Source organism: Thalassotalea insulae (genome assembly GCF_030161395.1).
In the GTDB taxonomy this organism is placed as follows: domain Bacteria; phylum Pseudomonadota; class Gammaproteobacteria; order Enterobacterales; family Alteromonadaceae; genus Thalassotalea_E; species Thalassotalea_E insulae.
Genome location: NZ_BSST01000001.1, coordinates 238,373 through 263,656 on the forward strand (window position 1 = coordinate 238,373; position 25,284 = coordinate 263,656).

At 40.6% G+C, this 25,284-nt stretch carries 19 protein-coding genes; 9 read left to right on the top strand and 10 right to left on the bottom strand.

Annotation, left to right across the window (positions count from 1 at the left end):
• Positions 1-699 carry a spondin domain-containing protein gene (locus tag QQK06_RS01145; RefSeq protein ID WP_284242683.1) on the bottom strand — a complete coding sequence of 233 codons (699 nt, stop codon included), beginning with the start codon at positions 697-699 and terminating at the stop codon, positions 1-3.
• 257 nt (positions 700-956) lie between these two features.
• Complete coding sequence (locus QQK06_RS01150) at positions 957-1,610, bottom strand: hypothetical protein (protein WP_284242684.1); 654 nt, start codon at positions 1,608-1,610, stop codon at positions 957-959.
• Positions 1,611-1,684: 74 nt separating this feature from the next.
• On the opposite strand from QQK06_RS01150, the gene QQK06_RS01155 reads away from it, so the two are divergent.
• The gene (locus tag QQK06_RS01155; protein ID WP_284242686.1) at positions 1,685-2,047 is read left to right on the top strand and encodes a hypothetical protein; all 363 of its coding nucleotides are present in this window, start codon (positions 1,685-1,687) and stop codon (positions 2,045-2,047) included.
• A gap of 13 nt (positions 2,048-2,060) precedes the next feature.
• On the opposite strand, the gene QQK06_RS01160 is transcribed toward QQK06_RS01155, so the two are convergent.
• The 4 genes from QQK06_RS01160 to smc form a co-directional block, all read right to left on the bottom strand.
• Entirely contained in the window at positions 2,061-2,384 is a 324-nt protein-coding gene (locus QQK06_RS01160; protein ID WP_284242687.1) for a DUF3392 domain-containing protein, read from the bottom strand.
• Complete coding sequence (gene ligA / locus QQK06_RS01165) at positions 2,381-4,444, bottom strand: NAD-dependent DNA ligase LigA (protein ID WP_284242688.1); 2,064 nt, start codon at positions 4,442-4,444, stop codon at positions 2,381-2,383. Before ligA ends, QQK06_RS01160 begins: the two co-directional genes overlap by 4 nt.
• A gap of 67 nt (positions 4,445-4,511) precedes the next feature.
• Positions 4,512-5,585, bottom strand: coding sequence for a cell division protein ZipA (gene zipA, locus QQK06_RS01170; protein WP_284242689.1), 1,074 nt, complete (start codon positions 5,583-5,585; stop codon positions 4,512-4,514).
• Between the two features lie 14 nt (positions 5,586-5,599).
• Positions 5,600-9,112 (bottom strand): chromosome segregation protein SMC, encoded by a 3,513-nt coding sequence (smc, locus tag QQK06_RS01175; RefSeq protein WP_284242690.1) that lies wholly within the window; start codon positions 9,110-9,112, stop codon positions 5,600-5,602.
• Between the two features lie 149 nt (positions 9,113-9,261).
• On the opposite strand from smc, the gene cysZ reads away from it, so the two are divergent.
• Together cysZ and QQK06_RS01185 are read left to right on the top strand one after the other, a co-directional pair.
• Entirely contained in the window at positions 9,262-10,008 is a 747-nt protein-coding gene (cysZ, locus tag QQK06_RS01180; protein ID WP_284242691.1) for a sulfate transporter CysZ, read from the top strand.
• A gap of 59 nt (positions 10,009-10,067) precedes the next feature.
• The gene (locus QQK06_RS01185) at positions 10,068-10,427 is read left to right on the top strand and encodes a hypothetical protein (protein WP_284242692.1); all 360 of its coding nucleotides are present in this window, start codon (positions 10,068-10,070) and stop codon (positions 10,425-10,427) included.
• 57 nt (positions 10,428-10,484) lie between these two features.
• On the opposite strand, the gene QQK06_RS01190 is transcribed toward QQK06_RS01185, so the two are convergent.
• Both QQK06_RS01190 and QQK06_RS01195 read right to left on the bottom strand, forming a co-directional pair.
• A complete protein-coding gene (locus QQK06_RS01190) occupies positions 10,485-10,772 on the bottom strand; it encodes a YciI family protein (RefSeq protein WP_284242693.1) in 288 nt (95 codons plus the stop codon).
• 98 nt (positions 10,773-10,870) lie between these two features.
• A complete protein-coding gene (locus QQK06_RS01195; RefSeq protein WP_284242695.1) occupies positions 10,871-13,417 on the bottom strand; it encodes a S9 family peptidase in 2,547 nt (848 codons plus the stop codon).
• Positions 13,418-13,672: 255 nt separating this feature from the next.
• Between QQK06_RS01195 and QQK06_RS01200 the strand changes: the two genes are divergently transcribed.
• From QQK06_RS01200 to QQK06_RS01215, 4 genes are all read left to right on the top strand, one after another.
• A complete protein-coding gene (locus tag QQK06_RS01200; protein WP_284242696.1) occupies positions 13,673-15,946 on the top strand; it encodes a YgiQ family radical SAM protein in 2,274 nt (757 codons plus the stop codon).
• Positions 15,947-16,110: 164 nt separating this feature from the next.
• Positions 16,111-17,697 carry an ABC-F family ATPase gene (locus tag QQK06_RS01205; RefSeq protein ID WP_284242698.1) on the top strand — a complete coding sequence of 529 codons (1,587 nt, stop codon included), beginning with the start codon at positions 16,111-16,113 and terminating at the stop codon, positions 17,695-17,697.
• 52 nt (positions 17,698-17,749) lie between these two features.
• Positions 17,750-18,388 (top strand): 5,6-dimethylbenzimidazole synthase, encoded by a 639-nt coding sequence (bluB, locus tag QQK06_RS01210; protein WP_284242699.1) that lies wholly within the window; start codon positions 17,750-17,752, stop codon positions 18,386-18,388.
• Positions 18,389-18,465: 77 nt separating this feature from the next.
• Positions 18,466-19,305 carry a 23S rRNA (adenine(2030)-N(6))-methyltransferase RlmJ gene (locus QQK06_RS01215; protein WP_284242700.1) on the top strand — a complete coding sequence of 280 codons (840 nt, stop codon included), beginning with the start codon at positions 18,466-18,468 and terminating at the stop codon, positions 19,303-19,305.
• 334 nt (positions 19,306-19,639) lie between these two features.
• Here the strand turns inward: QQK06_RS01215 and QQK06_RS01220 are convergent, their stop codons facing one another.
• Positions 19,640-20,284: an NAD(P)H-dependent oxidoreductase gene (locus tag QQK06_RS01220; protein ID WP_284242702.1), complete on the bottom strand. Its 645-nt coding sequence runs from the start codon at positions 20,282-20,284 to the stop codon at positions 19,640-19,642.
• A 243-nt stretch (positions 20,285-20,527) separates the two neighbouring features.
• Positions 20,528-21,571: a GGDEF domain-containing protein gene (locus QQK06_RS01225; RefSeq protein ID WP_284242703.1), complete on the bottom strand. Its 1,044-nt coding sequence runs from the start codon at positions 21,569-21,571 to the stop codon at positions 20,528-20,530.
• Positions 21,572-21,782: 211 nt separating this feature from the next.
• Between QQK06_RS01225 and map the strand changes: the two genes are divergently transcribed.
• Both map and glnD read left to right on the top strand, forming a co-directional pair.
• The gene (gene map, locus QQK06_RS01230; protein ID WP_284242704.1) at positions 21,783-22,571 is read left to right on the top strand and encodes a type I methionyl aminopeptidase; all 789 of its coding nucleotides are present in this window, start codon (positions 21,783-21,785) and stop codon (positions 22,569-22,571) included.
• A gap of 71 nt (positions 22,572-22,642) precedes the next feature.
• Entirely contained in the window at positions 22,643-25,261 is a 2,619-nt protein-coding gene (gene glnD / locus QQK06_RS01235; RefSeq protein ID WP_284242705.1) for a [protein-PII] uridylyltransferase, read from the top strand.
• The last annotated feature ends 23 nt before the right edge of the window (positions 25,262-25,284 follow it).

The window sequence follows — 25,284 nt, forward strand, 5'->3', positions numbered from 1 at the left end:
TTAGTTAACTACTAAAGTAATACGTGCGACCGGATTCAGCCAACGATGTACGGTATTATCTAAATCACTTTTACCACCGGCTAGGTCATCGTCACCCAAGTTACCTCGATGGATATGAATATAACCGTTTGCTTCTTCCATAGTGACACCCATAGCACCTGTACCGCCGTTATCAGCAGGAGCAAATGGAATACCGGCTACACCAGGAGCACCGCCGCCGTTAATAATTTCATCATTAGCTTCGGTACCCGCATCATAAGCGTTCAGCATTATGGTATAGGTGCCTGGTTCACTAGGGATCATCCAGCTATTTAAACCAATAAAGCCATCATTGGTCGGTAACATCATGGCGACAACTGACAAATACATGTTGCCATCTGTGGTATTAAGAGTGGTAGAAGTACTCATTGTTGGCGCAAGCAAACCTGCAGCAGGATTTTCCATGACATCGCCATCAGCCATAGTCAGCATTTCAGCTAGGCCAGCAATACTGCCACCTTCCGCCATGGCTTGTAAGTCACTAGATGCTTGTTCACCGACAGAAAAAAGTGAAACGTCATCACTGTGAGCCCCTATAAGGATCGGGGTAAAATATATCCCCTGAGTGAGATTAGTCACAGTAACGTCAAGTTGTTGTGCCTGACTCAACATTGCGCTAGCAGCCAAGGCCAAGCCAGTAAAAAGAACACGAATTTTCATAGCAATTTCCTTTGTTATACTTTTGGTTTCCTCCACAGTATGCAAATAAGAAATTGCCAATGCTTCACGAAGTTATCACAAAATCATCACAACTTTTAACGCTAAAATTGATGAAATAAATTCCAGCATAAGCCTGTCCGTATAAAGTTGCTGATAATTTTATTGAAGTGATTCTAAGGTAAATAGAACAACGCCAGTGCAATTACCTAAGCGTAAGCGTTGCAGATAGGACTCGAGCGATATAAACAAGTGTTAATTTATTTAATTAAGGTTTGCTTATTTTTAGCGACACCATGAATATCATGCAGAGAAAAGCCTAAGGTGACGTGAAAATCTTTTTTAGCCAGTAACAAGTTTTGTCGTAAAAACTGACCGTCACTAGAGCTGGCGACGACAAAATAGCTGGTATTCTTGCCCTGACTTACGCGACCTAAGCCATGAAGCTGAATTCTAATACGCTGGTTAATCATGCTGGTTTTATCGGTTAGCGCCTGATATTCATATGGGTTAACTAAGGTCAGGTGAAACGAATCATGGTCTCTGGCAGCCTGATGCTGGCGATAACGTTTATAATCGTCACCAAGAATAAGCTGCATCTGCTTAAGGTACTGAACAACATCAGCGCGTTCAATCACGCCGGCTAAATACGTAAGTCCTTTATTATCTGTTAAGCGTTTCACTGTGATTAACAGAGGTTTAAAGTCAATATCCTGATATTTCTCATTTGCTAACTCAGCCAGTGCGCGGGCATGTCCGGGCCGCACTGTCACCTGTTGTTCTTCGTCTTCTGCTTCATCCACGATGCTAGAATCAGGCTCAACTAAATACTCTGCAATGCTGTTAGCGAACGTCGTATTAACATGACAGCTCAGGATGCCAATTAATAGAAAGTTAATAATATTTTTTATCATTTGATTATACTGAACCTCTGTCAATTCATGCTATTGTCACTATCCTAACATTAGTGTGGGACTAAAAACCAAAAATGAGATTATGGTTAACACCTGAAATATTCAACGCCCTCGCCATTACCTTGGCAGAATATCGTTGGAAGCTGTTATTGTGGAGTCTTGGTGCTTTTCTTTTATATGCGGTACTTGAGTACCAAGTAGTCAAAACTACACCTACACTGCTTATTTGGCTGATTGTATTGATTCTTTTTAGCGCCCTACAAGCATTAGTGCTGGCTGCCTTTATCTTTTTTTTCCAAGATTTACCTTCATCCAAAGTACAAGATAAGCAGTGGTTTAAATTTTATCGGGTCATTGAATGGTGTGAAACCCTACTCTTTGGTTTTATTCTGCCACTACCAACCTTATTATTTATTTATGCGTTCATTACTATCTAACCGGTGATAGCAATTAAATATGACGTTGCCGCTGTGCATAACTACCTAACGAAATAAAGCTTAGAACGACTACAGGCACAATATACAGATCCGGAACCTTAGCTAATTGTGCCGACAGCAGTCCCGTTAGCCATACAGTGGCTAAGCCATAGCCAATGGCGCAGACAATAACAAAAATAACGGTACGGACAATAAAGTGCTGCTTGCGCACTAACTGCTTAATCGCACCGTTGATATCATTACCGAATATCACCAAAATAGTGGCAATTAATGCCATGGCACATTGATACTGATAAGGTCTAAACCACTGACCTAACTCGATTAATAATGTACTCATACGCTAATATTATGCTGCTTAAATAACGTTAGCATTTCATCTTCGGTTAACACCGTCACTCCCAGGTCTTGCGCTTTGGTCAATTTAGAGCCGGCTTTCTCTCCAGCGACTAAATAATGAGTTTTCGCAGATACGCTACCGGAAACTTTTGCGCCTAATGCCAGCAAGTGCGCTTTCGCTTCATTGCGCCCCATACGACTTAACGTACCGGTTAAAACAAAGGTTTGATTAAGCAAAGGTTGTTGGTCTTCACTTTTTTTCTCCAGATCCGGCCAGGACATCTGTTGCTGTAACGCTTGAACAACTTCGACATTATGAGGCTGAGCAAAAAAGGTCACGATATTTTTCGCCACCACTTCACCAACATCAGGGACGTTTTGTAAACTCTCAACATCCGCTTGTTTTAACGCGTCAAAGGTTAAATAGTGGTGAGCTAAGTTCGCTGCTGTAGTTTCACCGACTTCCCTAATGCCTAAGGCATAAATAAACTTGGGTAAACTGGTTTGTTTTGCTTTTGCTATGGCCTGAATAAGATTTTTCGCTGACTTTGCGCCCATGCGATCCATGGTACTAACATCAAGTTCGGTGAGTTTAAATAAATCCACAGGCGTTTGAATTAATCCCTCATCCACCAGTTGCTCGACTAATTTATCCCCTAAACCATCAATATCTATTGCCTTACGTGAGGCAAAGTGTTTGATTGCTTCCTTACGTTGCGCGCCACAATATAAACCACCGGTACAACGCAGTACGGCTTCACCTTCAAGGCGCTCTACTTTTGAATCACAAATCGGACAACTGCTAGGAAAAATGATATCCCTGGCATTATTTGGCCGTTTATCAAGCACGACACTGACGATTTGTGGAATAACATCACCAGCACGACGAATGATCACGGTATCATTGATTTTCAGCGCTAAGCGGTTAATTTCATCCTGATTATGTAAGGTCGCATTACTAACAGTCACTCCGCCTACAAACACTGGCTTTAACCGAGCCACTGGCGTAATAGCACCAGTACGGCCAACCTGAAATTCCACATCTTCTAACAGAGTCAGTTCTTCCTGAGCCGGAAATTTATAAGCCGTTGCCCAACGCGGCGCTCGGGCAACGAATCCTAGTCGCTGTTGCAACGCAATGTCATCCACTTTAAAAACCGTGCCGTCAATTTCATAATTAAGCTGCTCACGTCGGGTTAAAATATCCTGATAGAAGCTATCGACTTCATCCTCACTGTTAAGTAACTTCACTTCTGGACACATTGGCAAACCTAACTGCTTTAACTGACATAATCGTTGATAATGAGAGTCAGCCAACCACTGTTCGCCTTCCGTAGCCGAGCCATTCGTTTCAACATGGCCTAAGCCATAGGCATAAAATGCTAGATTACGCTTGGCGGTAATTTTTGAATCAAGCTGACGTAAACTACCTGCCGCAGCATTTCTTGGGTTAGCAAAGGTTTTCTCGCCTTTTTTTATCGCCTCAGTATTGAGCTTTTCAAAACTTGCCTTAGGCATAAACACTTCACCGCGCACTTCCAGCACGTCAGGAAATCTATCGCCTTGTAAGCGCAGTGGTATCGACTTAATGGTTTTAACATTCTCCGTGATATTTTCACCGGTTGTACCATCGCCACGTGTCGCCGCCTGAACAAAGATACCACTTTCATAACGCAGGCTCACGGCTAAACCGTCTAACTTTGGCTCAGCACAAAATTTTAGTGTGTCATTGCTGTTTAACCTGTCAGCGATACGCTTAACAAAGGCTTGCCATTCTTGTTCAGAAAAAACATTATCCAATGACAACATCGGCAGCTGATGAGTCACCTGACTAAACGCTTTTAACGGCTCACCACCTATACGCTGACTAGGGGAATCCGATGTTTTTAATTCAGGAAATTCAGCTTCTAATGCGATAAGCTCACGCATTAAGCGATCATATTCCGCGTCAGGGACAGTCGGTTGATCTAAGACGTAATATTGATGATTATATAAATTAAGCTGTTGGTGGAGTGTGTCGACACGTAATTTTTGTTCAGAGTTCACAGGTAAGTTACTCATATCATAATTAATCGATAACGAACGCCCTAACCTTCAATAAAATAGCTAAGGCGTTTAATTTTTACGGTTAGGCAGAAGCGATGCGGCTTCGACGTTCAAATTCACGAATTTTGCCGATATAGTGCTGCTCCGTCTGTTTGGTCATCACACTACGTTTATCATCAAGTAACTGGGCGTGAAACTCCATCGATAATTGCTTGGCTGCGTTCATCATATGCTCAAATACTTCAAAGGGATCACCTGCATTCGGTAAGGTCATAAATAAAGTGATCCCTTGAGTGGTGAAGCTTTCCATCGCATCAAGATCAAACGTTCCTGGGTTCATCATGTTCGCCAAAGAAAAAGTCACCTTGCCATTCCCGGCATTGTCCTGATGACGATGAAAGATATTCATATCACCATAACGTAACCCTAGCGTTAACAACGTTGGCAATAATGCCGCACCAGATATTTGCTGACCTTCCGGCATGACAACCGACACAACAATCACTTCAGGTTCAACATCAGACTTTTCCGACTGTTCTGCTTTAGGTTCATCTGTCGCAGTCATTGACGGTGATTGCCCGGCTTCATCACCAAAGTTAATTTCCATCTGATTACGTTTTAGCTTTTCCGTCACTCGTTTATGACTGACCTTTTTGCGTGCCGGCTTTGGTTTAGTCACAGGTTGTTGATAAACCGGTTCGGATTCTTCAATCTGTTCAACTGGTAGCTCTTGTTCTTGCATTTCACTCGGTGCCAACTCACTGGTTTGTGCAGGTGGCGGAGTACGGTCTTCTGGCGGTTGCTCTTTTATATCCGATAAATCCCCTAATGAAGGTTCTAACGCCGGATGCTCAGCACAGGGTTTTTCCAAATCCACCGGTAATGGCTCTTCATCGTACTCTGGTGCGGGAGCTGGTTGTGACGGAATTTCATCCTCATTTAAGCTATTTGCACCAATGACACGTATTTGTCCGACGCCATCTTGATCAAAGCCAGAACTGTCATAACCACGAGGTTCAAGATCCACTTTTTCATTTTTTGTTTTTAACTTATACGGATTTTTATTTTTTCTAATTGTCCAAAAGCCATGAACAAAAATGGCTGCTATAACAATAGCACTGATAATAATTAATGCGTTTCTGAAATTATCTTCCATTACCTAGCCTATTTTTATGATACTTCTGCCATGGCAATCGCTTCATCAATATCGACCGAAACCATACGTGAAACCCCTGCTTCAAACATAGTGACTCCAGCTAGATGACTAGCCATTTCCATTGCAATTTTATTATGACTAATATAAATAAATTGTACGCTTTGCGACATTTCTTCCACCAGATTACAAAATCTGGCGACATTAGCGTCATCAAGCGGCGCATCCACTTCGTCTAGCATACAAAATGGTGCCGGATTTAAGCGAAAAATAGCAAATACCAATGATAAAGCGGTTAATGCCTTTTCTCCACCGGATAATAGATGAATGGTACTATTTTTTTTCCCCGGTGGTCTTGCCATTATTGTAATGCCGGTTTCTAGTAAATCATCATCGGTTAAACTTAAGTAAGCACTACCGCCACCAAAAACCTTTGGAAACAAGGACTGCAAATCCTGATTCACTTTATCAAAAGTGACTTTAAATTTCTGCCGACTTTCTTTATCTATTTTTTCTATCGCTGATTCTAACGTTGTAATCGCCAGATTTAAATCTTGATCTTGTTGATCAAGATAGTTTTTTCGCGTTAATTGACTGTCAAACTCTTCAATTGCTGCTAAATTAATCGCTCCAAGCCTTTGAATGTCTTTTGCCAGCTTACTCAGCTGCACTTGCCAAATAGATTCTTTTGCATGCTCCGGCATATTTTCAAGCACAGTGTCTAATATTTTCCCAGACTCTTGTAACAGCTCTAATGCCGCAGCAGCTTTTAAACGACAACTTTCACTCTCTAGCTGTAACTGGTTAAGCTGCTCTTTTAACTGACCAATCATTTCGACTATTAGCCGTTGCTTTTGTTCAATTTGTTCTATTGTTTGTTGTTCATTACGCAAACAACTTTGTTTACTGGTTAATTGCTGCTCCAGCTCTTCCATTTGCACTAACCATAACTCAAGCTGTTGTTGATCTTTGGCTACCGGCATAACATTTTGCTGTAATAACTCCGCATTATTTGCCTGTTGTTTTGTCAACTGCTTAATACTTTCCTGCATCCGCACTATGCTGTGCTTAAGTTGCTGTACTTGATGACCCGTTTTTTCTAAATTTAGCTCAGCCTGATGTTTTTGCTGTATTAAGCTTTGCTGCTGTCGCTGCTGATCTTGCACCTGCTGTTGCAATTTTTGCACTGTTTGTTGCATCACTTGAACATTGTGCTCTGCAGCATTTTCCGCATCATCGTGCTGAGCCATTTTTTCCACGCTTTGCGCTAAGCTAGCCAAATTCTCATTAATAGTGGCCATTTCTTGCGCTAATTGCTGTTTTTCTTCAACCGTACGCTGCAATTGCTCATTAAGCTGTTGCAGTACTTGCTGTTGTAACTTCTGTTGCTGTTGCCATTGGCTGCTCTGTTCTCGTTTCTGCTGTAACTGATGTGTAATCTCTTGCTGTTGTGACAACTTAGACTGTAATGATGTTTGTATATTGCCATGTCTCTGAAGACATTGCTTAAGCTCAGCAACAACTGCCGACAACTCTTTTGTCAGAACATTCGCTTCCTGCTGGTAAACTAAATGATCATTTTTTTGTTGCGCGATACCATAACGAATAAATGAGGTACTTAACCACAAACCTTGTGGACAAATAACTGATTCACCTTCAGATAAATCAGCTAATGATTCAATAGCTTGATTAATGTTTTCGGCAGTTTTGATCCGATTTAGCCAGACAATAAATTCTGGTGCGCCAGAGATTTTTTTTGCCATTGAGTCATCAAGCACTTCACATCTTTGCTCACCAATGCGTATCAGATTTAATGTCGGTGGCAATTGACCATCTGCCAATGCCTCTATCGGTAAATCCGTTAATCGATTAGCCTGTAATTGTGCTGCCAATACCATTTCCGCAGCCAATTCCCAACCAGGTATAACAGTTATTGATTCCTGTACTAACTGATTTTCCAGCTGGTTCGTTTGCGCTAACCAGCTTTGTTGATCACTTTGCCAATCGCTCTTAGTTGCTAGTTTTTGCTGCAAAGCGCTGACTTGTTTCTCGAGGGAGTTTTTCGTTCCCTGCAACTCACTTTGACGCTGATTAATGCTTAACAACTGCTGTTGATCTTCCGTTACCTGGTTCGATATGTCAGTCAGTTGCAGCTCAAGTGTTTCGATTTGCTGCAAAATGATGTCATTATCTTCGTTTTTCAGCTTATTATCTGAGCTTTTTATCGCCTGTTCTTTTGCAACTAACTGATGATACTGTTCACTGATTTTTACCTGTCTTGATTGGATATATTGTTGCTGCGATTCCAGTTTAGCACGACGATTATTAAGCTCTTGGCTCTGCTGAGCATACTTTTCTTTTTGTTGTTGTAACTGATACCAAGCTTGTTGCTGCTCGACAAGTAAACTGTTATCACTGGCTAACGCTTGCTCAACTGTTAATAGTTGTTGCTCAAACGATTGAAACACCAAGACTTGTTCTTCCTGCTTAAGGTTAACTGTTTCCAGTTGCTGTTGTTCCGCTAATAATGCTTGCTGTGCCTGGTGGATTTGAGTTTGATATTGGGTTTTATCACTTTGTAACTTATCTTGTTGTTGCTTGCTATGTTTAAGTTGTTGTTCCAGACGCGCAATATTATTAGTTAACTGAATTTTTTGTTGCTGCAAATGCTGAATATCATTGTTTAAGCCAATCACAGACTTTTTCGAGCTCACGAGTGCCTGCTCATCAGTATGTTGTCTGGCTACTTGCTGAGCGATCTGCTGTTGGATCTCAATAATACGTTGTTGCTTACTTTGATACTGCCGATCATATTTTTGCCAGCGCAGCGCAGCCAATTCAGCTTTAGTGGTGCGTTCCTGCGCTTTTAAAGTTTTAAAACGTTTAGCAGCTTCAGCCTGCTGATGTAGCTTATCTAGTTGTTGTTCCAACTCAAGGCGAATATCAGTTAAGCGCGCAAGGTTTTCCCGAGTATGGCGAATACGGTTTTCGGTGTCGCGACGTCGTTCTTTATACTTAGAAATGCCGGCAGCTTCTTCAATAAACACTCTCAATTCTTGCGGCTTTGATTCGATTAGCCGAGAAATTGTGCCTTGTTCAATAATCGCGTAACTTCTCGGCCCTAAGCCTGTACCGAGAAAAATATCCGTGATGTCCTTGCGACGGCATTTACTGCCATTAAGGTAATAAGTATTCTGGCTGTCACGATTAACCACCCGACGAATCGACACCTGATTACGATCCGCCATCGAGCCTTTAATTTGACTAGAAACATTATCAAATAACAGTTCGACACTCGCTTGGCCAACTGGCTTGCGCGTAGATGCACCATTAAAAATAACATCCGTCATCGCATCACCACGTAGGTGCTTAGCCGAGCTTTCGCCTAATACCCAACGCACTGCGTCGATGATATTTGATTTACCGCAACCATTAGGGCCAACAATTGCGGTCATTTGCTGCTCAAACGGCACTTTAGTTGGCTCGACAAAAGATTTAAATCCAGCCAATTTAATGTGCTTTAATCGCATAGAGTCAATAAGCCTAAAATGGGTTTTATCGGGGTTTTAGCAAACTCTATCAGAATTTAATACACTTTGTAATAAGTGCTGGCTTCTCCTGGCCTTAAATAGTGATTATACTAACCAGACTAGCGTTAACTTATTAAAAAACATACAAAATGCAATCAAAAATTCGTCAACCCTACGCCCGCAGTGGTGCAGGCTATTTTATCAAAGGCTTTGAACTGATCCGTTTAAAGGGGATCAGACGCTTTGTTTTTATTCCGTTAATTGTCAATTTGCTGCTATTTTCCGTGGCTTTTTACTTTATGTTTTTACAATTGGATGTCTATTTACTAAAACTTGAACAATGGCTACCGGATGCGCTTTCCTGGCTCACTACGGCGATTTGGCCAGTGGCGGTATTATTTTTACTGGTGATGTTTTCCTTTATTTTCAGTTCGGTGGCAAACTGGCTGGCTGCACCGTTTAATGGCTTACTGGCAGAAAAAATTGAAGCCTTGCTTACTAACACCCGGCCCCCTGCTGGCTCAGCGCTGAATGTGATTAAAGACGTTCCACGAACGTTAAGCCGCGAATGGTGTAAATTTCGTTATTATCTGCCACGCGCTGCCGGCTTTTTTATCTTGTACTGGCTATTACCTGTAATAGGTCAGGTGTTATGGTTTCTGTTTCTTGCCTGGATGATGGCAGTACAATATAAAGACTACGCTTTTGACAATCACAAGATTAATTTTGATGAAATGAAAATTGCATTAAAACAACACAAAGGATTAAGCTACAGTTTTGGTATTGCGGTTGCGATATTTTCCATGCTCCCTATTATCAACCTTGTCGTGATGCCAGTAGCCATTTGTGGCGCAACTGCCCTTTGGGTGGATCACTATCGCCACGATTATCAATAACGGATTGCATTCAATAAAAATGGATACATACTGAGACTATGACCAATGGAGTATGCTTTATGAGAAATATAACCAAACAGATGATAACAAGCTCTACTAACTTACTGCTTGTCATTGCAATCGCGATTTCAGCATCGGCATCTGCCGAACAATCCCCAGAGAATTTTACCATCGCTTATTTAGATGATGCTAAGTTATTCGCCGAATTTACCGATGAATTACCCGCAGTAATTAATTATTTCACCCAGCACAATGAACAGGAAATCATTGATTTTTATCAACAAAAATATGGTGAACCATCCCGTTCCGAAATGAAACGAGGACGTTTAACCTTATATTTTAATAAAGATAATCAAGCGCTTAGAGTTATCATTTCCAAACAAGGTAATCGCTACCAGGTCGACGCCCTGCGCCAATAACATTAACTCCTTTAATAAAAGGCTATGAACAGGCATAGCCTTTTACTTAAAAAACGACTAATTCACTAAAAAATCTAACGCTGCGATTGATTTGCTTGGTGTAAACTCTGTTACCAGATAGTCTGCGACACCCGCCAGGGCAAAAGGGTCTTGGGCTAAGATAGCATCCAGTTCTGCCCGCGAATTTAAGTTAACCAAAATCACGCCTCCTGTTCTAGGCTCTTTACGACCAGAAAGCAAAAAAATACGCTGTTGATAATAGTGTTCTAAATAATCAACATGAGCAGATAAATGCTTATCTACTTCATTTAAATCAGCAGTATAAGTTAATGACACAATAAACATGGGGGATCCTTTATACCTTAATATCGGTATTAATGTGCAATATAAAAGCTGTCTCAACTATATGTTGCATAAGCGTTGCGACAGCTAATAATGGGAAGTTATAAAGTACTTTCAAACAATTTATATATTCGACGATATTCATTTAACCAAGAGCTGGGCTGAACAAAGCCATGAGGCTCTACAGGGTATATAGCGGTTTCAAAGTCCTGTTTTTCCAGCTCGATCAAGCGCTGTACTAAACGCACCGTGTCCTGAAAAAACACATTATCATCCACCATAGGCGCATTAATTAATAACGGTTTAGTTAAGCCTTCGGCAAAATAAATCGGCGAACTTCTGCGATATGCTATGGCATCATCTGCCGGGGTATTCAAGATATTTGAGGTATATCCATGATTATAATACGCCCAATCTGACACCAGACGCAAAGCTGAGCCACAAGCAAACAAATCAGGTTCGGTAAACATTGACATTAACGTTAAGAAACCGCCATACGAACCACCATATGTGCCAACTCGTTGTGGATCAACGTTAGCGTTTTCCACTAACCAGTTAACCCCATCACGCATATCTTCGACTTCAGGTTTACCCATATGACGATAAATCGCGGTACGCCAATCACGGCCATAACCTTTTGACGCTCGGTAATCCATATCGATCACAACATAACCTTGCTGTACCAGCATGCTATGAAACATAAATTCTCGAAAATACCCCGACCAGCCAAGGTGAGCATTTTGCAAATAACCGGCTCCGTGGCTAAACATCACAGCACGATTTTTATCAACTTGCTGATCATAATTTTTGGGTAAATAAACACGAGAGTAAATTGGCGCATTTTGCTTAGAAGACGGTATTGCAACAACGCTTGGTGCCACCCAAGGCATTGCCAGAAACTGCTCAGACACTGTATGAGTAAGACGTTCAGCTTCACTATTACCCGTTAATGATTGCAGATAAAGCTCTGGTGGCATAGTCACAGTAGAATGTTCAATCAATAATTTAGACTCATCAGGGCTTAAGGCATAGTTATTCATGCCCCCTAAATCCGTTAACGCTGTCATTGCGCCAGAGTTTGCGTCAATACGGTAAATTTCATAGAGGCCGGGATGCTTTTTATTCGCTTTGGCAATAAAAGATGAATGATCTTTTACTAAAGTGAGCTCGCTCACTTCAAATGCCCCTTGCGTCAGTTTTTTCGCTTTCCCTGTGAGTGATTTACTATATAAATGTGAATAACCTGATTCTTCTGACAGATAATAAAGCCCTTGCTCTAACCAGCCGAATTCATTAAAGTTCCAGTTTATCCAAGCATCATCATGTAATCTATGTTGATTCACCAGTTTGTTTTCTAATAAATTAACTGTGGTCAACCATCGATCTTTATTGTCCCAGGCTTCGAGCATTATCGCTACTTGCTTACCCTGCGGGTGCCATTTAATCGGCTGATACGTTTGCATGACATGAATGTTGCGTGGCGCTTTTTTACTTTGATAGTGCTTGCCCTGTTGAGCGTAGTTTTCTGTTTTAACCGCCGCTAAAACATCTTGATCATAGCCTGGTAGGCTATCGTAACTTAACGCAAACTGTTGTCCGCTTTTTAAATCCAGCAAATACAAAGCTTCTTGATATTGACGATTGTTTGCTACACGCGCACGAGCTTTTTGTGCCTTAATATTGGCGTCTTTCGCAATATAATTTGGCATAATATCACTGGCAGCACTGCGCGCTTTATTATCTGTCACGCTGACAATTAATTTATCACCATTTGGGGATAAACTCGCGTGCACTACCCGCTTATTCTGTCCGAGATAAAACTCAGTTTGAGTAACCGTTTTATTTGCCGCTTTTAATCTTTGCTGTTCTCTGTCTGTTAGCTGTTTATTGCGTTGTTGCTTGGCAATATAAGCAATTAGTTGCCGCTGCTCACTTGCCAGATAGCTTTCAGTCGCTTGCTTTTCTCTTGGCTGATCTTGCATTTTCAAGCTGGCAAGTTCTTTTATTTGATTAGCCTGAATATCCAATGCAAAAAATTTATCTCCCACCCGATAAGCAACATCGCCGTTAGTTAAAAACATGACATCGCTTTCAGCGGCCGAGGTATAGGTCAACTGTTTGACCTTGCCTGTCCTTAAGTCTTTAATAAAGACATTGCCTTCAAATACATACACAGCCTGAGTACCAGCTAGATTATTAACGGCCTCTTTATCTGCTACCTGATGTAATGTCGCCAGTGATACTTTTTCTGCTCCTTTATCGCCATTAATTGCTTGCTGATAAAGATCTCTTAATTGATTACCCTGCTGTTTTTGTCGATAAAAAATACTCTTGCTATCTGCTCCCCAATACCAGCTTTCAGGTGCACGACCGATCCAATCTGGATCCGCCATAATTTGCTCTAAGGTAATGTTAACCTCGCCATTAGCCAGTTCAGTCGGTATTAGGGTCGACTTAGGCATCACTTTAGGAATGACTTGTTTAACTGTAGTTGGTTGAGTTTCCTGAGCTAGCGCCAATTGTTTATCCGCTACTGACGATTGCTCTGTTGAATCTAAAACGCTTTCAGCGCTTTGTTCTCCAGTAGTACTTACGCAGCCTAATAACACCATACTGATGACACCAGCAATAATATTCTTTTTCATCATACCGATATTTTTTCTAATAATATTGAGAGCTTAGGCCGTCTTTTATACTGCGAGACGGAACATTTTACAACGTGCTATAAGAGATTAGTTAAAGAAAATATGTCATTAATTCCATACATAAATGATACCTAGGCATCCTGTTAGTTAAAATTTTCTGCGATCGGCGGCTACTTTCTGCTATAATCGCGCGTCCTGTGGCAGGCAGGGCCAAAGTAACTCAACCAACTTAACTAGCAAGAGTAATTAGCCATTAATATGATCAGCACCCAAGCTCAGACCGCGTTATTTGACTATCCAAAATATTGGGCAGAATGCTATGGCAGCGCGCCATTTTTGCCGATGTCGCGTAAAGAAATGGATATTTTAGGCTGGGATAGCTGCGATATTATTCTGGTGACTGGTGACGCTTATGTCGATCACCCAAGTTTTGGTATGGCAGTGATTGGCCGTATGTTGGAAGCTCAAGGGTTTCGTGTTGGTATTATTGCCCAGCCAGACTGGCATTCAAAAGATGCCTTTATGACCTTAGGGCAACCGAATTTATTTTTCGGCGTCACTGCAGGCAATATGGACTCGATGATCAATCGCTATACCGCAGAACGACGTATCCGACACGACGATGCCTACACGCCAAATAATGAAGGCGGCAAACGACCAGATCGTGCGGTGACTGTTTATACTCAACGCTGTAAAGAAGCCTATAAAGGAGTGCCGGTGATCATCGGCGGGATTGAAGCAAGCTTACGCCGCATCGCTCATTACGATTACTGGTCAGATAAAGTCAGACGCTCAGTATTATTTGATGCCAAAGCGGATTTACTGGTCTATGGCAATGCCGAACGCCCATTAATTGAAATCGCTCATCGTATCGCCAAAGGTGAAGAGATAACAAACATTACCGACGTCAGGGGGAGTGCCTTTATTACTAAGCAGCCTCTGGCGAACTGGCAAGGCATAGATTCCCGCTCTATCGATAAACCAGGCAAAATAGATCCTATTGCTAACCCGTATCAGGAAATCACTGCAACTAGTTGTCAGCAATCGAGCAGTGAAGATGAGGTGGCAGCACAAGATATCACTAAAACACCACAAGTGATCCAGCTTTCTCAGCACAGAAATAAAAGCTGGGCACAAAAAAACAAACCTTGGCTGACCACTTATATTAATTTGCCAACTTACGAACAAGTAAAAGATAATAAGATACTGTACGCCCATGCTTCACGCATTTTTCATCAGGAGGTTAACCCAACCTCGGCGAAACCTTTAATGCAGCGCCACGGTGATCGCAGTATCTGGCTCAACCCACCGGCGATACCATTAAGCGAACAAGAAATGGACGGTGTTTTCGGCCTGCCCTATCAACGGGTACCACATCCAAGTTATGGTAAAGCGAAAATTCCCGCTTATGACATGATCAAAACGTCAATTAATATTATGCGAGGTTGTTTTGGCGGCTGTACTTTCTGTTCAATTACCGAACACGAAGGCCGTATCATCCAAAGCCGTTCAGAAGATTCTATTATTCAAGAAATCGAAGATATCAAGCAAAAAGTGCCAGGCTTTACCGGAGTGATTTCAGATCTCGGCGGCCCAACTGCCAATATGTATCAATTGCGCTGTAAAAGTGAAAAAGCGGAGGCTACCTGTCGTAAGCCCTCTTGCGTTTGGCCAACTATTTGTGGTCACTTAGATACCGACCATACGCCAACCATTAACTTATATCGCCGAGCTCGTAAGGTAAAAGGCATTAAAAAAGTACTAATTGCCTCTGGCGTGCGTTATGACCTGGCAATTGAAGATCCTGATTATGTTAAAGAACTAGTGACACACCATGTGGGTGGTTATTTAAAGATTGCTCCAGAACATACCGAACAAGGGCCATTAAACAAAATGATGAAGCCAGGTATGGGTAGCTATGACAAATTTAAGCAAATGTTTGATCATTACTCTAAACAGGCAGGTAAAAAGCAGTATTTGATCCCGTACTTTATTTCCGCCCACCCTGGGACCTCAGATATCGATATGGTCAATCTTGCGCTATGGCTGAAAAAACATGATTTTAAACTGGATCAGGTACAGAACTTTTATCCGTCGCCATTGGCAAATGCAACCACGCTGTATCACACAGAAATCAATTCGTTAAAAAATATCAAAAAAGATAGTGAAAGTATTACCGTACCTAAAGGCACCATTCAACGTCGTCTGCATAAAGCGATTTTACGTTATCACGATCCCGCAAATTGGCCAATGATACGTGAAGCCTTAACTAAATTAGGATTGGCACGAAAGCTAATTGGCACTAAACCTGAGTGCTTAGTACCACCAGCTTCCCGTACTGAGCAAGCTCATCAGCATTACAAAAAAGGTGGTAAAGGAAAAAATAATGCGCAAGGTTTTAAAACCTCACCGGGACAACAACGCACTCATGGTTATGGTAAAAAACCAAGATCCGAAGGAAAACCTGGATTAACACGCTTTAGCGAAAATCAATTCACTAAATCCAAGCAACGGAATAATAAAAAAGATTAACTGACGATATTGCTTATTAAAGGTTATTAACAACAAAGTCCAAAAGATATTTACAGCAAATTGATTAGTCCGTGTTGATCAATCGATTGACCAAATTGGTATTATCAATACAGCGCGCCATCAGGTATAATCGCGCGCAAATTTTATTAAGGTAATTTTTATACATGCTAAGCGCAAACAACATCACCCAGCAATTTGGTGCCAAGCCACTTTTTGAAAACATTTCACAAAAATTTGGCGGCGGTAACCGCTACGGTTTAATCGGCGCTAATGGCTGTGGTAAATCCACCTTTATGAAAATATTAGGCAGCGACTTAGAGCCAACATCTGGCAATGTCAGCTTAGACCCAAATGAACGTATCGGTAAATTACGCCAAGACCAATTTGCCTTTGAAGACTATTCAGTAGTTGATACCGTGATCATAGGTCACACTGAATTATGGGCGGTAAAAGAAGAACGCGATCGCATCTATGCCTTACCTGAAATGAGTGAAGAAGATGGCATGCGCGTCGGTGATCTAGAATCACAATATGCCGAAATGGATGGCTACAGCGCAGAAAGTCGTGCCGGTGAATTATTAATGGGCGTTGGCATTCCAGTAGAGCAACACTATGGCAAAATGAGTGATATCGCGCCTGGTTGGAAACTACGTGTGTTACTTGCTCAGGCGCTGTTTTCAGATCCTGATATTTTGTTACTTGACGAACCAACCAACAACCTGGACATTCATACCATTAAATGGCTCGAAGATACCTTAAATGAACGTGACTCCACCATGATCATCATCTCGCATGATAGACACTTCTTAAATTCTGTTTGTAGTCATATGGCAGACTTAGATTATGGTGAATTGCGAGTTTATCCAGGTAACTATGATGAATATATGTTGGCCGCAACTCAAGCTCGCGCTCGCTTAATGGCAGATAATGCCAAGAAAAAAGCACAAATTTCTGAACTCCAATCGTTTGTTGCCCGCTTCTCGGCTAACGCTTCAAAAGCAAAACAGGCAACCTCTCGTGCTAAGCAAATTGATAAAATTCAATTAGAAGAAGTAAAAGCGTCAAGCCGAGTTAATCCGTTTATTCGCTTTGAACAAGAGAAGCAATTATTTAGAAATGTGATTGAAATCGAAAACCTTAATAAAAGCTTCGATAACAATCAGGTGCTAAATAACATCAATTTGATGGCAGAAGTCGGTGAACGCATTGCCGTAATTGGTGAAAACGGTGTTGGTAAAACTACGTTTTTACGTACCTTAATGGGTGAGTTAGCACCTGATAGCGGTGAAGTAAAATGGTCAGAAAATCATAACATTGGCTATTATGCCCAAGATCATGCCCACGAATTTGAACAGGATATGACCTTGTTTGACTGGATGAGCCAATGGCGTAAAGAAGGCGATGATGAGCAAGTAGTGCGTGGTTACTTAGGTCGCTTACTATTCTCTGCCGACGATATCAAAAAGTCAGTAAAAGTGCTTTCTGGGGGTGAACAAGGCCGGATGTTATTTGGTAAGTTAATGATGCAAAAGCCTAACATTTTGGTTATGGATGAACCGACCAACCATTTAGATATGGAATCGATTGAATCCCTTAATATGGCATTAGAGAAATTTGACGGATCGTTAATTTTTGTTTCTCATGATCGCGAATTTGTCTCCAGTTTGGCAACCCGTATTATTGAAATTAAAGATAATAGCTATGTTGACTTTGCCGGCACTTACGATGAATATCTAGCTTCGCAAGATTAACCAGGCACAAAATGAAGACTCGATATCAGATATCGAGTCTTATTTTAATATAATGAAAAACAAACACTTCGACCAAAACGCTCAGCAAACACTCAATAACATCATTAAATTACGCCGCGATATTCGTGGTAATAACTTTCTCAACACGCCGATTGCCGAAGATGTCTTAGAAAAAATTTTAGCCTCTGCGTCATTAGCACCTTCTGTAGGTTACTCACAGCCCTGGGAAATGGTGTTGATCACCGACCAAAAGATCAAGCAACAAATCGTCGCAAACCATCAACAAGAAAATCAACGCGCTAAAGCCCTGTTTAGCGATGAAAAGCAGCAACAGTATGCACAATTAAAGCTTGAAGGAATTATCGAAGCACCGATCAATATCGCGGTATTTTATCAGCCAGAAAATGGTCCGGTATTAGGACAACATTCGATGCCAGAAATGGGCGAATATTCGGTAGTTTGTGCCATTCAAAATATGTGGTTAACCGCTAGAGCGCATAATATTGGTCTTGGCTGGGTTAGTATTTTAGATCCTGACGTAGTAAAAGAAATTCTCAACGCCCCAGCAACAAATAAACTGATCGGTTATTTATGTATAGGTCATGTCAAAGAGTTTCTCGATAGACCTGAGTTAGAATTAATCAATTGGCGACAAAAAAAGACACTGGCGATTTATCAAAACAGCTATTAATCGCATTTAAATTAAATTTCAAATAACAACAAATACCCGTATAATCATGCCACTATAATCTATATGCAGATACACAATTGTTAAGCTACCGTCATGCCTTCCACGCCGGCAATTTTGCTGACGTATTAAAGCACTCAGTGCTAACCCTTATTCTTGACTATATGACACGTAAAGAGAAAGGGTACTACTATATTGATAGTCATTCAGGTGCGGGGATGTACGCGTTAGCAGACGAATACGCCCAAAAAACCGGAGAGTACAAAAATGGCATTGCCAAACTAATCAAGCAAACTGATATTCCGGACTCATTAGAACGCTATATTGAAATTATCCTGTCATTTAATGAAACAGGCTGTTTTGATTATTATCCTGGTTCGCCAGCTATCGCCAAGTATTTTAGCCGCCGACAGGATAGCGCTCACTTATTTGAACTACATCCAAGCGACAACAAATTACTGGCAGAATACTGTCAACGCTGGCAAAAATGTCATGTCAAACAAACCGACGGTTATCAAGGATTGTTAAGTTTATTACCACCTCCGTGTCGACGAAGTGTGGTATTAATAGATCCGCCTTATGAATTAAAACAAGACTATCAACAAGCAGTAACTACCCTGATTAAAGCGTACAAAAAATTTGCTACCGGCACTTATATCATATGGTACCCAGTGGTTAAGCGACACCTAATCGATGAAATGCAAGCAAGCTTAGTATCCAGCCAGCTGAAAAACCTGATTAAAGTTGAATATTGTCAATCTCCAGATACTGAAGCATATGGTATGACAGGTTCAGGACTTTTTATTGTCAATCCCCCGTGGCAATTAGCAGAGCAAATGAAGGAAGTATTACCTTATCTAAAACAGCACTTAGGTAATAGCGATAGCAGCTATGTTGTTACAACACTTATTAAAGAATAAATGTTGTAACAATGAAAACTCTCTTTATTAGAGCGTGTTGAACTTTGCAGTTTCAATTTTGCTCAAGATAAACGCCTTCTGATCGCGGCACTTGGATTCTTGCATAGTCGCTCTACAGTTAATTCAAGCACTGCTCCCGCTCACGCCAAGTACCTAACCCCATGTAAGCAATAAAGAGCAGGAGGCGTTACAGTGACTTTGCAGGAGCATAAAGTCTTTATCGCTTGATTTAAGTAGAATAACCACGCGACACAAGCGCTGCCTTGTATAAGTACCAAAACAGTTGCTGAAAAAACAAATTTGAAAGTTCAGCTCGCTCTAAAATAATTGGTAATTATTGACCAAAAGGATGTAATTGAGATAACTGAACCAATTCTTCTCTAACGCCTTTTAAACGCTCAGCATAAATAGTTAAGCTCTTAAGCCCTACTTGTAAACGGGACTGTACCTGAGCAAATCTGCTTTCTTGCTCAGGTTGCCATGGATAGTGAATAAAGTCTTCGACATTTTGCACTATGCCGTGCAATGGCACCCAAGTTAAATGGCTATTTTTTGACGCATAACCTTTTAACAGTGAAACAGGGTAAGTGCCACCACCCGATGCTGATATTCCGATAGCAAACGCCGGTTTATGCCCTAACGGTAAGCCACCAGCAGAACCATTTGCCGTTAATAGCAATAGATTCACCAGTGCTGGAGGCACCATACCCCCCCACTCAGGGACGACAAATACTACGGCATCACACTGATAAAGTTGATTGATTACTTGCGATTTTTGCTCAGCTAACAATTCATTGCTACCCTGCTCAGTGCCATAATGGTCCAGTAACGCCGGGTAACGAGACAAATCTAGAATGCTGGATTCAACTTTTGCCATCTGTGTAAAAATATTCGTTTGAATATAACGAGCAACCGCAAAACTATTCGACTGTGCTTTTTGGCTTGCGCTAATAATTAACACCTTTAAACAACTTTCCATATTAATCTCTATGTTTAGTCAAACCTGATCCAATAAGTTCAAATGATAAAAGAGCGTCAATAATGCCTGAATTCATCGCTATACTGGTATGATGAGTTAAAACTTAACGTCAGCTAGCAATTACTGATAACTAGCTTCATTTTAGGCTGCGTGTTGGTAAGCGGAAAAAGATGATATCTGACAGTAGTAGCGCAATTAGAGCTGAAACTAAACCAATGTAAATAACTGACTTAGGTAAGTGGCTCAAAACAACTCAATATCTCCTTCTTCAATACCATGCTGAATTTGCCCTTGCTCTAGCAATAACTCATAGTTATACACACTATTTCGCCCGTGCTCCTTAGCGTAATATAAAGCTTTATCGGCACAATCAAACACGGTTTTTGGATGATCTTTTTTGGAGATTTTTGCAAAACCACAACTAATAGTAATATGCCCTACCATAGGAAATTTATACTGTGCAACGGCTGTTTTAAAATTATTTAACACCTGTACAGCTTGTTCAAAGGGAACCGGTTCTAAAATCAAAACAAATTCTTCACCGCCATAGCGAAATAATAAATCATTATTACGAAATGATTGCTGCATAAATTGCGATAACGTCAGTAAAACTTCATCACCGTATGCGTGACCAAATTTATCATTAATTTTTTTAAAAAAATCAATATCAAAAATTGCTAACCAGGTAGTAGAATTAGGTAGCAATAACCTAGTTTCCTGCTCAAGTTCAGGATGATAATGATGAAGTTGTGAACTTTGTTGATTCTTTAACAAGCTATTTAATTTATTATCATAAGTACGGCGATTATAAAGCCCCGTTAAACTATCTCTTTCACTATAAGATAAAATTGCATAAAAATTTTGACAGACTTTAGTGATCGCCACTAACACTTCCAGTTTTTCTCTAAAACTTCGTAATGAAGATATTTCAAGACCAAAAACTACCTTACCTTCGATATCGATAGGAATAAATACATGATAGCGATCGTCATTGGTTTGATACTCGGTTAGGTGAGTGAGCGCCTGATAGTGGTCTCGAATATACTGATGCGAAGACGCAGGTAACTTGATATCCCAAAGATAGCGCAATTTATCGCTATCTTGTTGTTCAATTGATAAGCTAGTAATACATTGATATGGCGGCGTCGTAAACTGACAATATTCAAACAATGCCACCACAGAATCAGGAATAATTTCCGCTAAAGTGGCAACAATACTAAGGCTAAATTCATCTGAGTCTTGCTTTTCAGTAATTTTAAGGATTGATTCAAAAATTTCGTTATCCATAACCAAACACGTAATTAACCTGAATACTAACCATAAACATATATCAGAATGGTAAGAATCGCCTACTATTCTCACTAATATTAAAAAATAATATAAGCTTAAGTAGCATTGTCCATTGTGAATATTGCCAAAAAGCGGGTAAAATCAGGCAACAAAATATTCACAACAGCATTAAGCTGTCGAAATTTAAATAAAATCAATTGAGGTATCGATGACCATAGTTATTAAAAGTCAGGAAGAAATAGAAAAAATGCGAGTTGCCGGCCAATTAGCCGCAGACGTATTAGAGATGATAGAACCACATGTAAAAGCGGGCATCACCACTGACGAATTAAATACACTATGTGCGGACTATACAGAGCAAGTACAAAACGCTATTTCTGCGCCGCTTAATTATCACGGATTTCCAAAATCGATTTGTACGTCGGTTAATCACGTGGTTTGTCATGGTATTCCAAACGACCAACCATTAGTTGATGGTGATATCATTAACATTGATATTACCGTGATCAAAGATGGCTTTCACGGCGATACCAGTAAAATGTTTCTAATTGGTGAAGTTACGCCAGAAGATAATCGTTTATGCCGGATCACTCAAGAAGCATTATATGTTGGCCTAAAGAAAGTCAAACCAGGTAACACTTTTGGTGAAATTGGTTCTGCGATACAGAAATTTATTAAAAAGTCCGGCCGCTATTCCATTGTCAAAGAATACTGTGGCCATGGTATTGGCAAAGAGTTTCATGAAGAGCCTCAAATTGTTCATTATAAGAACAATGATAAAACCAAAATGAAAGAAGGCATGTGTTTTACTATTGAACCTATGATCAACTTGGGTCGCGCTAATACCATTTTGGATAAAGAAGATAACTGGACGGTTTACACGATAGACGGCAAAAAATCCGCACAATGGGAACATACTATAGTGGTGACGAAAACCGGATGTGAAATTTTAACTTTAAGAAAAGAAGAAACTATCAGCCGTATCTTGCACAATTAATACGGCTAAAATAATGGTTCACTCAATTGCGTGGGCCATACTGTCAATAATAACAAAAGCGAGTAATTAAGTTGTTTTCCCAATCTATCGTGCCAGAGCAATTTACCGAATCACTTGCCATTAGCTCACCGGAAATTTCAACTCAGGAAATTTGCCAGCTGAACAGCGCATTTCAAGTATGGCAAAAACAACAATTTCCCATTAATGATGTCACCACTATTATTAATATCCGCGCCAGTTATATTGATCAGTTATTAACTAAACTTTGGTGCCAACACCAGCTTGATGAATACCAAATAAGCCTGATTGCCGTTGGTGGTTATGGCCGAAGTGAGCTACATCCCTATTCTGATATTGATATTTTATTACTCACTCAAGACCATATAGAGCAAGAATTAGAGCATAAAATTTCAGCTTTTATCACCCAACTCTGGGATATTAAACTCGATATTGGTCATAGTGTACGCAGCATCAAAGAATGCTTAAAACAAGCGGTTAATGATGTTACTGTCGCGACTAATTTGATGGAAATGCGTTTAGTTTGCGGCAATGAATCTTTGCCACAACACTTACAACCATTGCTCAATGAAGATGTATTTTGGACGTCAAAAAAATTCTTTGTCGCTAAACGTGATGAGCAACTTGAACGCCATAAACAATATCATGGTGCCGCTTATACCTTAGAACCTAATTTAAAAGCGAACCCAGGTGGTCTTAGAGATATTCAAACCATAGGCTGGGTGGCTAAACGTCACTTTGTTGCTGACTCGTTAGCAGAATTAGTTGAACATCAGTACCTGACTCAGAATGAATATTTTGAATTATTAGAATGCCAAGATTACCTCTGGCGTATGCGTTGCGCATTACACTTTATTGCCGGACGTAGTGAAAACCGATTACTATTTGATTATCAAGGTGAAGTTGCCGCACTAATGGGCTTTGGTGATAAAGGCAAAGTCGCGATAGAGCGGATGATGAAACGATTTTTCCGTATCATCGGCCGGGTAGCTGAGCTTAATAAAATGTTACTGCAACATTTTGAATTCTCAATCATTAAAAATAAAGCCTACGATAAAGAAACCGTTCTCAATAATGACTTTGTTGTTATTGACGGTCAGATCAGAGTCACCAATAGCCGGATATTTATGCGTTCAATCAAGATCATGGAAATGTTCTTATTGATCGCAAAACATGAAGAAATTACCGATTTGCATCCAGAAACATTACGATTAATGCGTAATGCCCGACGTCGATTAGTGTCAGGTATGCTGGACTATCAGAGATGCAGAGAGCTCTTTATCGAGATTATTAAGCACCCTCGCGGGTTAGGTCTACCATTTACCCTAATGCACCGTCATTCTATTTTAGGGGCTTATTTACCCGCTTGGCGTAACATAGTCGGGCAAATGCAATTTGACCTATTTCATGCCTATTCAGTAGATGAGCACAGCTATCGCTTGATCAAAAACCTCTACCGTTTTAGCAAGCCCGAATATAATGATGAATTTCCGCTATGTAGCAAAATTGTTCAACGCATTCGTAAACCAGAAGTACTGTATTTAGCAGGTATTTTTCACGATATTGCCAAAGGACGTGGTGGCGATCATGCTGAGCTTGGCGCCATTGACGCATTAGAGTTTAGTAAAGCACATAAACTTAACGATCATGATGGCCGGATGATTTCTTGGCTGGTTAAATATCACTTGCTAATGTCGATTACCGCACAACGACGCGATATATCCGATCCTGAAGTGATCAAAACCTTTGCCGATATCGTCCGCGATGAAGCACATTTAGACTATCTTTATTGCCTAACCGTTGCTGATATGCGCGCCACCAATGAAAGTTTATGGAATAGCTGGAAAGAAAACTTATTGGAAGAGCTATATTTCAGCACCAAGCGCGCCTTTAGAAGAGGCCTTGAAAAACCTGTCGATTTACGGTCAAAAATCAGAGAAAACCAGCAACAGGCTTTAACGCTGCTAGTGGAAAAAAACATAGCGCAAGCGCAAATAGAGCAATTATGGCGCGAATTTAAAGCGGATTATTTTTTACGCTACGCTCCAGAACAAATTGCCTGGCATAGCGAGCATATTTTGGCGCATGATCACAAAAAACCTATGGTGTTGATCAGTCCAAAACCCTATCGCGGCGGCACTGAGGTATTTGTCTATACAAAAAGTAGAGCAAATATTTTCGCCACTATTGTTTCCTTGCTAGGGGCAAAATGCTTTTCAATTCACGATGCAAAAATCATTACGACAAGAGCGGGATATACCGCTAATACCTTTGTTATTCTAGATCAACAAGGCAATGCAATTAACGACAGCTATCGCGCATTGGAAGTTGCTCAATCTTTAAGTATTGCTCTCAACAGTGATGCTCCTATAATTGAAAGCAAAACCCTGTCTAAGCGCTTTGAACAATTTAATATTCCCACTCAAGTAAGCTTCATTGAAACTAAAACCAATAGAAGCACCTTGCTTGAAATTGTCGCACTCGATCGCCCTGGCCTATTGGCACGTTTTGCAAAAATATTCCAGCAATGTAAACTTCAAATTCATTCGGCTAAAATTACTACTTTTGGTGAAAAAGCAGAGGATGTTTTCATCGTTTCAAATAGTGAAGATAAAGCTTTAACACCTGCTGAACAGCAGGCATTAACATCAAAATTATCAGATGAAATTTAATCATCTATATTCATAAATTACGT

Bases quoted from the DNA above. Each gene is read 5' to 3' on its own strand.
- QQK06_RS01145 (WP_284242683.1), bottom strand. From the start codon at position 699: ATGAAAATTCGTGTTCTTTTTACTGGCTTGGCCTTGGCTGCTAGCGCA.
- QQK06_RS01150 (WP_284242684.1), bottom strand. From the start codon at position 1,610: ATGATAAAAAATATTATTAACTTTCTATTAATTGGCATCCTGAGCTGT.
- QQK06_RS01155 (WP_284242686.1), top strand. From the start codon at position 1,685: ATGAGATTATGGTTAACACCTGAAATATTCAACGCCCTCGCCATTACC.
- QQK06_RS01160 (WP_284242687.1), bottom strand. From the start codon at position 2,384: ATGAGTACATTATTAATCGAGTTAGGTCAGTGGTTTAGACCTTATCAG.
- ligA (WP_284242688.1), bottom strand. From the start codon at position 4,444: ATGAGTAACTTACCTGTGAACTCTGAACAAAAATTACGTGTCGACACA.
- zipA (WP_284242689.1), bottom strand. From the start codon at position 5,585: ATGGAAGATAATTTCAGAAACGCATTAATTATTATCAGTGCTATTGTT.
- smc (WP_284242690.1), bottom strand. From the start codon at position 9,112: ATGCGATTAAAGCACATTAAATTGGCTGGATTTAAATCTTTTGTCGAG.
- cysZ (WP_284242691.1), top strand. From the start codon at position 9,262: ATGCAATCAAAAATTCGTCAACCCTACGCCCGCAGTGGTGCAGGCTAT.
- QQK06_RS01185 (WP_284242692.1), top strand. From the start codon at position 10,068: ATGAGAAATATAACCAAACAGATGATAACAAGCTCTACTAACTTACTG.
- QQK06_RS01190 (WP_284242693.1), bottom strand. From the start codon at position 10,772: ATGTTTATTGTGTCATTAACTTATACTGCTGATTTAAATGAAGTAGAT.
- QQK06_RS01195 (WP_284242695.1), bottom strand. From the start codon at position 13,417: ATGATGAAAAAGAATATTATTGCTGGTGTCATCAGTATGGTGTTATTA.
- QQK06_RS01200 (WP_284242696.1), top strand. From the start codon at position 13,673: ATGATCAGCACCCAAGCTCAGACCGCGTTATTTGACTATCCAAAATAT.
- QQK06_RS01205 (WP_284242698.1), top strand. From the start codon at position 16,111: ATGCTAAGCGCAAACAACATCACCCAGCAATTTGGTGCCAAGCCACTT.
- bluB (WP_284242699.1), top strand. From the start codon at position 17,750: ATGAAAAACAAACACTTCGACCAAAACGCTCAGCAAACACTCAATAAC.
- QQK06_RS01220 (WP_284242702.1), bottom strand. From the start codon at position 20,284: ATGGAAAGTTGTTTAAAGGTGTTAATTATTAGCGCAAGCCAAAAAGCA.
- QQK06_RS01225 (WP_284242703.1), bottom strand. From the start codon at position 21,571: ATGGATAACGAAATTTTTGAATCAATCCTTAAAATTACTGAAAAGCAA.
- map (WP_284242704.1), top strand. From the start codon at position 21,783: ATGACCATAGTTATTAAAAGTCAGGAAGAAATAGAAAAAATGCGAGTT.